Annotated in this window: 8 protein-coding genes; 2 read left to right on the top strand and 6 right to left on the bottom strand. The window is 44.3% G+C overall.

The window, feature by feature from the left end; all coding sequences use genetic code 11:
- Positions 1–34: 34 nt before the first annotated feature.
- The 4 genes from Q3W13_RS10070 to Q3W13_RS10055 are packed head-to-tail and all read right to left on the bottom strand — an operon-like array spanning position 35 to position 3,865.
- The gene (locus Q3W13_RS10070; protein WP_302863415.1) at positions 35–802 is read right to left on the bottom strand and encodes a TatD family hydrolase; all 768 of its coding nucleotides are present in this window, start codon (positions 800–802) and stop codon (positions 35–37) included.
- Positions 803–847: 45 nt separating this feature from the next.
- The gene (locus tag Q3W13_RS10065) at positions 848–1,831 is read right to left on the bottom strand and encodes an FKBP-type peptidyl-prolyl cis-trans isomerase (protein WP_302863414.1); all 984 of its coding nucleotides are present in this window, start codon (positions 1,829–1,831) and stop codon (positions 848–850) included.
- A 41-nt stretch (positions 1,832–1,872) separates the two neighbouring features.
- Positions 1,873–2,847 carry an FKBP-type peptidyl-prolyl cis-trans isomerase gene (locus Q3W13_RS10060; protein ID WP_302863413.1) on the bottom strand — a complete coding sequence of 325 codons (975 nt, stop codon included), beginning with the start codon at positions 2,845–2,847 and terminating at the stop codon, positions 1,873–1,875.
- A 7-nt stretch (positions 2,848–2,854) separates the two neighbouring features.
- Positions 2,855–3,865, bottom strand: a complete 1,011-nt coding sequence (locus Q3W13_RS10055; RefSeq protein WP_302863411.1) for a bifunctional oligoribonuclease/PAP phosphatase NrnA — start codon at positions 3,863–3,865, stop codon at positions 2,855–2,857.
- A gap of 220 nt (positions 3,866–4,085) precedes the next feature.
- Between Q3W13_RS10055 and Q3W13_RS10050 the strand changes: the two genes are divergently transcribed.
- Complete coding sequence (locus Q3W13_RS10050; protein ID WP_302863409.1) at positions 4,086–4,505, top strand: nucleoside-diphosphate kinase; 420 nt, start codon at positions 4,086–4,088, stop codon at positions 4,503–4,505.
- Between the two features lie 324 nt (positions 4,506–4,829).
- On the opposite strand, the gene Q3W13_RS10045 is transcribed toward Q3W13_RS10050, so the two are convergent.
- Positions 4,830–5,120: a DUF721 domain-containing protein gene (locus tag Q3W13_RS10045; protein WP_302863407.1), complete on the bottom strand. Its 291-nt coding sequence runs from the start codon at positions 5,118–5,120 to the stop codon at positions 4,830–4,832.
- Complete coding sequence (locus Q3W13_RS10040) at positions 5,113–6,213, bottom strand: DNA replication/repair protein RecF (RefSeq protein WP_302863404.1); 1,101 nt, start codon at positions 6,211–6,213, stop codon at positions 5,113–5,115. The genes Q3W13_RS10045 and Q3W13_RS10040 overlap by 8 nt, the downstream gene beginning before the upstream one ends.
- A 390-nt stretch (positions 6,214–6,603) precedes the next feature.
- Between Q3W13_RS10040 and Q3W13_RS10035 the strand changes: the two genes are divergently transcribed.
- Positions 6,604–12,537 (top strand): DUF2341 domain-containing protein, encoded by a 5,934-nt coding sequence (locus Q3W13_RS10035; protein WP_302863400.1) that lies wholly within the window; start codon positions 6,604–6,606, stop codon positions 12,535–12,537.
- Positions 12,538–12,625: the final 88 nt, after the last annotated feature.

Here is a 12,625-nt window from a genome sequence, read left to right as displayed (position 1 = left end):
AGGTTCTTAAAAATACTGCTGTCGAAAAATTAATTCATATACCAAACACCTTTTTTGAATTTTCTGTAGTGACAGCGGCCACAGTTTCAAGGTCGGTTTGATGCAGTTCCGCCACCTTTTGGGCGATGTAAGTTAAATATGAGCTTTCATTAGGTTTGCCACGGTACGGAACGGGCGTAAGGTACGGAGAATCCGTCTCTAAAACTATATGGTTTAAGTCAACTTGAGATACGACCTTGTCCAATCCCGAATTTTTGTATGTAACCACCCCTCCAATACCCAAATAAAAATTAAGGCTGATGACTTTCTGCGCCTGCTCCGTATTCCCTGTAAAGCAATGAAATATCCCGAACAGATCTTCGCCCTGCACTTCCTGTAACACGGCGAACACCTCGTCAAAGGCATCGCGGCAATGAATTACAATCGGCAATTTCAGCGATTTCGCCCAGGCTATCTGTTGTTTAAAGGCCTGTATCTGTATCGGCAAGGTCGTTTTATCCCAATACAAATCTATCCCGATTTCGCCGATGGCATATATTTTATGTTTGCCGTAAGTGGCTTTTATCTGCTCCAGTTCATATTCCCATCCCTCTTTAACATCGCAGGGGTGCAGGCCCAGCATCGGAAAACACATATCCGGATAAGTCTCATGTAGCCCATAAACCATAGCAACCGATTCAGCATCCACATTCGGCAGAAACAGGCGGTTGATATTATTCTGCCTGCACCGCTCAATCATCGCAGCCTGTTTGGCTTTGTCTTTCTCGTAATACAGGTGGGTATGGGTATCCGTAAGCAACATGGTGCAAAAATAGAAAAGCCTCCCGGGTTATCAGGAGGCTTTCATCTAATTTTTCTTTGTAGTGACTTTCTTATGCACTGCCGGTTTTTTTGCCCCCGGTTTCGCTGCAGGTTTTGGCGCTGCCTTGGCCGGTGCTTTGGGGTGTATAATTTTTACCACCTCTAAATCAAAAATCAGTGTGCTGAATGGTGCTATACCCTGGTTGCCTTGCGGTCCATAAGCCAGTGCGGAAGGAACTACAAACATAGCCTTTGACCCCTCACCTAACAATTGCAGGCCTTCGTTCCAGCCGCTTATCACAGCGCCATCCTGACCGGGCTGGGCGCCAATAACAACCTTTATTGGTTCATATTTGCGTCCCTGCTGCTGCTCTGCTATGCCTGTAGCTTTCGCAACAGATTCAATGCTGGTATCAAAAACCTTATCGTCAGTACCGCGCCCGGTATAATTAACCAGCACGGTATCGGCAAGTACGGGCTTTGGTTTAGCTGATAGTTGCGTAATCACATATTTAAGTCCGCTTGCTGTGGTTTGCAAACCGGTAATTTTATGGTCGGCAATATATTTATCAGCGCTTGCTGTTTCCGCTGCTTTCAAATCATTCATGAAGGCTTCCATGGTTTGGTCCTTCAGAATTTTGATAGTGAAGTTCAGGTTGCTTCCTTTTGGAAAAAATGGCGGACGGGCTTCTTCGTGTCCTTTAAACAGGGAGTCGGTAGGTATTTTTACCAGCAAGCTGTCGTTAACGGTTAACAGCGGGAAAATCTCCATCAGATCAGCCAGGTTTTGTGAGGGCTGTATCCTCGCTTTGCCGGGCGCTCCGCTTACATAAGTACTGTAAAGTATCGAATCCTTATCCGTTTTCTGTATATACTGAAAGGTGATGATATCGCCATCCTTTATTTTTTCACCGGTATTATGCGTGTATACCTGGTAAAGCGCACCTTTCGGCGTGCGCTGAAGGCCGTCTTGCGCATACGCACCCAGTCCGAACGCAAGAGTTAAAGCAACTGAAATATATTTTCTCATATCAAAAAAAGCCCCCGTTACGGGGGCGTTATAATTTAAATTTATTTTTTTGGCGCCGGTGCGGCATTAGGCGTTAACGCCGGTGGGGCAGCCGGTTTTGGCGGGTTCGGTTTGATAATATCAACCAGTTCAACGTCAAACACCAATGGAGTAAACGGACCAATCTCTCTGCTGCCTTGCTCACCATAAGCGAGTGATGATGGCACAACTAAAGTAGCCTGGGTCCCTTTATTGAATAATGGAAAGGCTTCATTCCAGGCGGCTATCATGCCCTGTGTACCTAATGGGAACCTTAGCGGCTTGTAAGGATTTCTTGGGTCAATCGGCATTTTGTTTTTTACCGCAACATCCTTAACGCTGGTTTCAAAAACTTTGCCGGCAAGATTTTTAACAGTGTAGTGCACTACAGCAGTATCGCCAACCATCGCTACAGGGCCAGATCCAGCTTTGGTGATAACATAATTTAAACCCGAACTGGTAGTGGTAACCTTAAGCTTGTTATCAGCAATATATTTTTTAATATCGGCGGGTTCTTTAGCTTTCAGCGCATCCTCCATCTTCTTGGCGTAGTCAGATATCCTTCCCTGGAAAACCTGGTCATTCAGGTTTCCTTTTGCAATAACCTTTTCCACCTTGACTTCATAAACTAAATATTTACCTTTTAAGAATGGAGGCTTTTGGCGGCCTTTAAAAGCACTGTCTATTTCTTGTTTAATTACAACACTATCTCCTTCACTTAAAAAAGAAAAGGCTTCCATAATATTACCTTTGCCGCTTACAACTTTTGGCATAGGGGCATATTGCGGCATACCTTTGCCGAACGAACTTTGCAGCACTGAGTCAGCATCATTTTTTATGTTGAAGTTGAAAAATACATAGTCTCCTTCTTTTATACTTGGTCCCGACTTGTCATCTATAATTTTGTAGGTCATTCCTGCCCCCAACTTATTGTAACCACCATTGCAACTTGCTAAACCAATGGCTGCAAGCGCCAAAAACATCAATTGTTTTTTCATTTTTCTTTTACTGTATTAATAGTTTTTTATATTCAGGTAATATTGATTTAAATTGATTTACAGCTTGCTCAAGGGTGCCTTCATATATGCCACCCGCAGCATTGCGGTGACCGCCACCGTTAAAATATTTCTTGCAGATGTCATTCGCCGGAAATTCCCCCTTCGACCGCAACGAAAGCTTTACCTTATCAGGCCGCTCCACTATAAAAGCCGCCAGTTTAATACCCGTTACCGACAGGGCATAATTAACAATACCTTCCGTGTCGCCGGTTATAACCTCATATTTATGCAGATCTTCTTTATTAGCCGTTATAATGGCTGTGTTAAAATCATGCAGTACCTCCAGTTTTTCTGACAAGCAAATACCCAGGAAACGTAACCTGTTTTCGGATGAATTATTGTAGACCTGATCGTATATATGCCAGTTTACAGCGCCGGCATCCATTAAGCCGGCAATAATGCGGTGCACATCCGAAGTGGTATTAGGCAGCGAAAACGATTTGGAGTCGGTCATGATGCCGGTATACAAACAAGTAGCAACGTCTTTGTTAATCAGCTTAGCGTTATCCAGTTCTTCCGTAATAAATGTATAAATGAGTTGCGCCGTAGCACAGGCGTTGATATCCCAGTATCGATAGTCATCAAAATCCTGAGGCTCCAGGTGATGGTCAATCATCACCTTAACCGCGGTGCTTTCGGCAACCAATTCTCCCATTTCATTAATCCGGTTCAGGGCATTAAAATCCAGGCAGAAAATTAAATCCGCATCGGCAATCAAACCGGCAGATTGTTCCACATTTTCTGTGTAAATAATTACCTCACCGTTCCCCGGCAACCAGGCTAAAAAATCAGGATAGTCGGTGGGTGTAACAACCTTTACATGGTGCCCCTGCTGTATAAGATAATTATACAATCCCAGCGACGAACCCATAGCATCGCCATCGGGCTTATGATGGGTAGTAATCACTATTTTTTGCGGCTGCGCTAAGATTTTTATAAGCGAGGCTGTATCTAACATTAATTTTAAAAAAAGAGTTGCAAAGCTAAATAAATAAATCAAATACAAAACGTTAATTAATGTAAAAGCCTTTATGTTTCAATTGCAAAAAGCTACTTTTGCGGCCAAATTGTTCAGGTCTGATAGCTTATTGTTTAGGGGCAGAAAAAATGGGCATGCTTATTGCATCTGTATTGAATTATAAGCTGTTGGGGATGGACTTCCACAACACATATATAAAATGAGTACTAATAAAACTTTTACAATGATTAAGCCCGATGCTGTTGCAGGCGGGCACATTGGTGCAATTCTGGACCAGATAATAAAGGCAGGCTTTAAGATCAATGCTATGAAATATGTGGCGCTGACTGAATACACTGCCGGAAAATTTTACGAAGTACACAAAGAGCGCCCTTTTTACGGCGAGCTTGTGAACTTTATGTCATCAGGACCGATTGTAGCAGCCATACTGGAAAAAGACAATGCAGTTGAGGATTTCCGTAAGCTAATAGGCGCTACCGATCCGTCGAAAGCAGAGGAAGGAACTATTCGCCAGCGCTTTGCGCAGTCGATAGGGGCTAATGCCATACATGGTTCCGATTCTGATGAAAACGCAGTAATAGAAGGCGACTTCTTCTTTTCGGCTTTCGAAAAATTCTAAATCAATAATTAACGGGATGTTCTGTCAGATAAAAACATCCCGTTGATTTTGTTTTATAAATAAATGTGTTTAACTTTATAATTGATTGGTTGCTTGTGCTTTGTAAAAAAGCATCTTCCAATTTTTAAACCGAAACGAAAATGAGACTTCTGCTTAAGTATATATTGTATCTGCTGCTTATTATAGTATTGGTCTCGGGCACTATATTATTATACAGAACTCACCCTGAAGCGCAGCTGGCATTTGTGTTGCCTGGCCTGTTCATCCTTGCTTTTTCTCGCATGAGCGACGATTTGAACTTCCGTTCATTTTTCCCAAGATGGTCTAGAGGAAAATAATTTCTTCAATTACAAGGCTTTTAGCCTCGTCATTTATCTTATTTATTATTTGTTGCCGCATAAGCAGCATTTCGTTTTTTACAACAGACGATTCTATGCGTACAAATAGCTTTTTATCGCGCACAAATAGTTCTTTAGTACGGTTGGCAACGGGCTTACCTACAATCTCGGGCCAGTGCGCTACTACCGATGTTTCATCAAACCGGCGTTTCAGCTTATAAACATTTAGCATCTGCTCAATGGCGTCTTTAATCGATTTGTCGTTGGCCTTACGCATCAATCTCACCCCCTTTTACTTTAAAAAGCGTTATATCCACACCTATATTATCGAATATCTCCCGAACGCGGCTTTCGCTGGTATCGGTAATAAAAACCTGGCCGAAATCATGATTGGATATCATTTGCATCAGTTTGGTAACGCGCCGGTCATCAAGCTTATCAAATATATCATCAAGCAGCAATATCGGCTTAAATTTGTTCTGCTGGTTTAAAAAACTGTACTGTGCCAGCTTTAAAGCGATCAGGAAGGATTTTTGCTGACCCTGCGAACCGAATTTTTTCATAGGCATGCCGTGTATAGCAAAAACCAGGTCATCCTTATGTATCCCTGCGTTGGTACGCTCAAGGCCACGGTCTTTTTCCAGGTTCTTTTTAAGCAATGTACTAAAATCATTTTCCAGTAATTGCGACTCATATATCATATCTACCTGCTCTGCATCCTCGCTTAAAAAGCTGTAATGTTTATTAAATATGCTTGTAAATATTTCCATAAAAGCCTTCCGCTTTTCAAAAATACGGTTGCCTGATGCTACCAGTTGTTCATCCAGTATTTGCAGCAATGCAGCATCGTAGCGGCCGGTGTCGGCAATCTGCTTTAGCAGTGCATTGCGGTTGGCTAAAACCTTGTTATATATAAGCAACTCGTCCAGATAAGCATTGTCTGTTTGCGATATTACATTATCAATAAATTTACGGCGCTCATCGCTTCCCTCGATAATAATGCTGATGTCATAAGGCGATACCATTACCAGCGGCAGCAGGCCGATATGGTCGGCCAGGCGCTGATAGTCCTTTTTGTTGCGCTTAAACTGCTTTTTCTGGTTGCGCTTTACCGAGCAGGCAACGTTCTCGGTTTTCCCGTTACGGTTAAAGGTCCCGGTTATAATAAAAAAGTCGGACCCTTGTTTTATCTGCTGGCTATCGATCGGGTTGAAATAGCTTTTGCACAGCGCTAAATAATGGATAGCATCCAGCAGATTGGTCTTTCCCGCGCCATTGTTCCCGGTAAAAACGTTAACTCCTGCACTAAAGGATAACTCCGCTTCTGCGTAATTTTTAAAGTTGATAACCGATAACTGTTTCAGATGCATGCCGATTTCAAAGGTAGGTGTTTTAGATGGGAAGTTGGAAAAGTAGCGAAAGTCAAACCCGAAATGAATAGCGGAGGTTGCCAGAGCAAATATTTGTCGTCCGGAACAAGTCTAATATGAAGCACAATGGTCGGGTTTTTGGATTAAAGCAGTGTTAACATGTTGATAATCTCCCTGTTTATCATATTTAATATTGTTAGTTATTTGTACTGATTTGTTTAAATTATTGAGTAGACTGCTATTAATTGCTGTAAATTAATATGTTATGATTTGATATTCTCTTATCAACTATTAACATGAGTTTTCAACAGCAGCTGGTGGCCAAAGCCCTGAACTGTGAAACAATTTTTACGTTGTCCTGTTATACTTTTTTTTATACTGTTTTCCGCGATGGCATTGCATGGGCAGCCCCAGCTTAGCTATAACCCATCGTCAAATATCTACACAGCTGGAACAGCCATTTCAGACTTAAGTATTAGTAATTCCGGCAGTTCCGTGTCTAATTTTAATTACGGTTCACGCACACAACTTGGCGGCACAATCAGTGGACCGGCAGGGATCGGGACAGATGCTTCGGGCAATATTTATGTAACTAATTACGACAATAATACCATCAGTGAATATAGCTCCTCTGGAACATTCATAGGTACCTTTATTTCCGGAGGGGCATTGAATGGCCCGGTTGGTATAGTATTCGACTCGGCGGGCAACGCCTATGTGCTTAACTATTCTAACGGGCGTATCCTTAAATATGATTCGGGAGGCGGTTTCCAATCAACCATAGTTACCGGAATGAGCAGCCCCACAGGTATCACTATTGATGCTTCCGGTAATATTTACGTTTGCGATAGTGATAACGACAGGGTACGGAAATATTCAACTTCGGGCTCATTGCTTGCTACCATCAACCTGAATTTCAACGACGAACCCCGGGGAGTAGTGCTTAATTCTACGGGAGATATTTTTATATTATTGTATGGGTCTGACAAAGTGGTTAAATATAACTCTTCATTGGTATTCCAATCCGGGTTTACAGGCATAACAGGGCTTAACAACTCCTGGGCACTTGCCATTGATGGTGCAGACAACCTTTATGTTGGTTCATCGGGTGAAAACAGGCTTAGGATATACAACCAAAGCGGCACCGCGCTTAAAACAATAACTGTAACAGACGCCGAAGGCATTGCGGTTGGCCCAACCGGAACGTTATACGTATCCAGCTATAGCGGAAGTACAGTTTATAAATATCCTCCATCAGGCGGATATTTTATTAACGCTGAACTTCCGGCTGGCTTGAGCTTTAACAGCTCAACAGGCCAAATTAGCGGAACGCCCACCACATTTGCCCCCACAACCACTTATACTGTTTACGGCTATCGTAACAGCTCAAGTTTTGGTAGCACCACTGTAACAATAACAGTAAGGCCGGCAGCGCCCGTAGTAAGTGGCGCAGGCACAGGCTGTTCTGTGGCGCTCACCGCATCTGGCGGAAGCCCTGCAGGTGGCACTTATACCTGGTACGACGCGGCATCCGGCGGCACTACATTGGCAACAGGCACAACCTATACAGCCTCACCCGGAACTTACTACGTGTCATACACCTATAGTGGTATTGAAAGCGCCAGGAGCAGTGGAGCAACGGTTACGGCGGGCTCCTCGCCGGTTTTAGCGACCGCGCCAACCGGTGGCGGCTTATATTTATCGTACCCGTTTAATGGTAATGCTAATGATGCTTCGTCGGCAAATGACGACGGCACAGCGCAGGGCGGGGCATCACTTACTACCGACAGATATAACCAGGCAAATAAGGCGTATAATTTTAACGGTTCCAGCCAATACATTAAAACGGCTTCAGCTTCTGCATCCCCTGGTCCGCAAAGCTTTTCAATCAGCGTATGGTTTAAAACAACAACTTCTTCCGGCGGGTTGCTGGTCGGCTACGGCTCATCTCAAACAGGGGCAAGCAGCATGTATGATCGTCACCTATACATGGCTAATGGCGGGCAGATCTACTACGGCATTTACCCGGGTTCAGTTCAAACTATCAGCACTTCAGCATCATATGCCGATGGTAACTGGCATCATGCAGTTGCTGTCACCTCTACTACAGACGGCTCATTCTTATATATTGATGGCGCACTGGTTACATCCGATGCGTCGATGACTACATCTCAATCCTATGGAGTAAATGGCTATTGGCGTATTGCCTATGATAATCTTGATGGCTGGACAAATCAGCCGTCAAGCCGGTATTTTAACGGATCGCTGGACGATATCGCAATATACAAGTCAGCACTGACTGCCTCGCAAGTGTACTCTTTATATGGTGCAGGCAGTTCGCCAATATGTGCAGGCAATACGCTTTCGCTCCAGGCAAACAGCGTTTCCGGTGCTACCTATTCCTGGAGCGGGCCCAATGGCTTTACTTCCACATCGCAAAACCCTACAGTTACCACAAATGCAGCAACGGCAAACGCAGGTACCTATACACTAACAGTAACCAACTCTACCGGGTGTACAACAACAACTACTGTAACTGCCGTAGTTAACGATGCACCGTCAGCAGCATTTACCGCCACCTCAACAGTTCAGATAGGAAGCAATGCCACTGTAACGTATAGCGGCACTTATGCCTCTGCGTCTACTTATACATGGGATTTTAATGGCGGTACCATAGCCTCGGGTTCGGGCGTCGGGCCCTATACAATAAACTGGTCGTCGGCAGGTACAAAGACCATCACGCTTACCGTTACCAATTCAACCGGCTGTACAGCCACGACGACTCAAACCGTGACGGTAAGTGCCGCAAACTATGGTAATTACGGCTTTAAAAAACCAATCACATTAAATACAACGACGCTCGGTATAATGTCAAACCTGACTAATTTTCCCGCCTTGCTGACCATACAGGATAATAACCTGATCATCTCTAATACCTGCACCGATAAAGTTCATACGCCAAACGGCCCCAACTATGATTTTGCCTTTACCGATGCAAACGGAACAAGTGAGTTATACTACCAAATTGAAAGCTATGATCAAACAACGGGTACCTTGCTGGTTTGGGTACAGATTCCCACGTTAACCTATGCGGTAAATAACAGTATTATGTTTTACTATGGCTCAACATCGCCAACTGTCACACATAATACCGCATTCTTTCAAAACACGTGGGCAAGCGATTATAAGGCTGTATACCACTTTAACGAAGGAACATATTCAGGTGCTGTAACTGATGGCACATCCGGCGGGCATACAGGGACGGCCGGCGGAATGACATCATCTGACCTGGTGACAGGTAAAATAGGCACCGCTTACTCATTTAACGGTTCAAGTAAAAAAATTACTGCTAATGCAGTAACTATTACCGGGCCTTTTACCATATCGGCCTGGGTAAAGCCTGCAACCGTTAATAACGACCAAAAGATATTAACCAACCAGGCAACCGGCGGCAGCAGCACCGGGGGATATAAACTCGGAATTTTCAGCGATGGCAAGGCTGAGGCAGAATCTGCTACAGGTATAAACAGGGGCTCATCCCCCCCATCACCAGCCCTTTCTGCAAACACCTGGTACTACGTGCAGGGAGTATTCGATGGCAGCAGCCTTAGTACATATGTTAACGGTTCGCAGTATGCCGTTTTAAGCACAACAACTGCCCCGTCTTCCACTAATCCATTATACATCGGCGTCGGCGAAGGAGGAAATGTATACTATTTCAACGGGATAATAGATGAGGCCCGGGTATCCGGTACAGCAAAAAGCGCGGAATGGCTAAAAGCTGAATATGTAAATCAGAATAACCCTGCAGCGTTTACCTCAGCAGGCGCAACCACTGTAGTCAGTGCAAATGCGGCATCGTTGGCCGGGGCGCTCACCTATACCTGGAAAGGTACCAGTACCAATGCGGGCGACGCCAATAATTGGGATAATACAACCGCCGGAATAGCTAATCAGCTGCCTGCTTTTGATGGCACTGCGACTTTAGTTATACCTTCGGGTTTAAGTTATTATCCGGTAATGTCGGGCGATGGAAGCCTTTATGGCTTAACAATAGCTTCTGGCGCCTCTATCAATTTAAATGGCTATACCCTAAATGTTGGCTGTAATATTTACAACAGCTCCGGCGGGCAAATCTTATATGGCAACAGTAACACGTCAGTAATTAACTGGAACGGTTCCCTTGCCAATCAAACATATACCGGTACAAATACCAGTGCTACTGCCGCTATGGGAGCCATGACCATAAACAATACCTCCGGAGGTACCGTTTCTATTAGCGGTGGCCCCGTTGATATTTATGATCATCTTACCATTATCAGCGGTAACCTGGCCGTAGGGTCATCGCCGGCAGCTTTAACCTTAAAAAGTACGGCAACACAAACCGCATATGTGTCTGCATTACCTTCGGGCAGTTCGATAACCGGCACAGTAAAAGTAGAGCGCTATATAACGGGCGGTACCGGCTACCGCGGATACAGGCTGATTTCGTCGCCGGTTTACGCCGCAACTGTAAATTCAGTTAAAGTTTATGATATTAGTTATCTTATAAACGGCATGTACCTCACCGGTACTACAGGAACGGCTGGTGGTTTTGATAAGACGGGTAACCCGTCGCTTTACCTTTATCGGGAAGACCAGGTACCTAACAACAGCGGCTTTACCACCGGCAATTTTTGGGGCATCAGTAAAATAAACAATAGTCCGTCGTACAACTATTACATGAATGGCGGCTCAACTACTTACAACCTGCCCGCCGGTAATGGAGTAATGGTATTTTTCAGGGGAAACAGAGCTGCAGCATCGCTGGCTGCCGAAACAGTATCTACATATACTGCCGCTCCAACAGTTACGTTAACCTCTTCAGGTACACTTAACCAGGGCCAAATTGTTGTGCGCAACTGGTACACACCAACACAAACAACTATAGGCTATACCGGCTCAGGCACTGCTTCAACAACCAATTATAAAGCCAGGGGCTTTAACCTTGTAGGTAATCCTTATGCCAGCGGTATTGATTGGGAAACGTTTAATACTACCAGTTCTTCAACCGGTATTTATGGTGTAAATATTGGTAATACCATTTGGGAGTTTAATGCTACTACGCGCAGCTACAGCACTTACCAAAAAGGCGGAGCATCGAGCAACGGCGGAATACGTACTATCGGAAGCGGGCAGGGTTTTTTTGTACAGGCTTCGGCTGCTAACCCTCAGCTTATTTTTAATGAATCGGCTAAAGTATCAACACAAAATACAACCACTAATTACTTCGAAACCACCAGAAATGCCCTTGTCAACGTTGGGAAGACAGAAAATGAGGAGCGATCGTATTTGCGCCTCGAACTTTCATCTGATTCGGTAAATCATGAGGACGTCTATATCGGATTTGATAAGCAAGCCAGCCGCGCTTATGTTTTTGATGAGGATGCATATTATATGAAAGGTTCAGGGCGCGTTAATTTGTCAACCCTTTCCGCGGATAATATACCGCTTGCCATTAACAGGATACGGCTGCCTTTACGGGCAGACACTATAAGACTGAATGTGAGCATGGCGGCGCAGGGCCAGTATAGCTTCAATATGACTGAAATTAAAGACATGCCTGATATATACGAAATATGGCTGATGGATGCATACAAGAAAGACTCGCTTGATATTAAGCACAACCCGGTTTATAAGTTTGACACGTTTAATGGGGATACTTCGAGTTTCAGCGCGCACCGGTTTAGCCTGATCATCAGACAAAACCAGGCGCTGGCACTTCATCTGCTTAATTTTAAGGGTGCGAAAACTGCGAATGGAGCAGAAATTACCTGGACGGTAGAAAATGAAGCCAACTATACTTATTTCACCGTCGAGCGCAGTAATGACAACGGCGCCACTTTTAAGGTGGCAGGCGGCTATTCGTCGACCAACGAGGGTACTTACAGCCTGCTTGACAGGTACCCGCCGATTGGCACAGACATCTACCGTTTAAAGATGGAAGATGTAAACGGCGTGGTCACCTATTCAAAAACCATATCGCTGGTATATACTGCCGGTAATAAGTTACCACTGGCGCCCATTAGCGTATATCCCAATCCCGCAAGAAATACTATTACCGTTTCCATTGTCCCAAGCATCAAACAAATCCCTGAGACGATAAATGTATCTTATAGTATCATAATTACCGGCAGTAATGGCAACGTTGTACAAAAGGCAACCTCATCGCAGGCAGAATGGCAGGGCGCGGTAAGTAATTTGCTCCCCGGCTCGTACGTTGTACAGGTTTTAGATAATAAGAATAATGCCGTAGTTGGCCAAAGCAAGTTCATCAAATTATAGAATAAAGCTCAGCATCACATAGTTTTATTAATTATCTCTTTCAGCGGGCGGGTTTACAGAACCGGTCCGTTTTTTATTTGTGACCGGA

The organism is Mucilaginibacter sp. L3T2-6 (genome assembly GCF_030519355.1).
Lineage (GTDB): Bacteria > Bacteroidota > Bacteroidia > Sphingobacteriales > Sphingobacteriaceae > Mucilaginibacter.
This window is presented reverse-complemented; position numbering and strand designations above follow the sequence as displayed.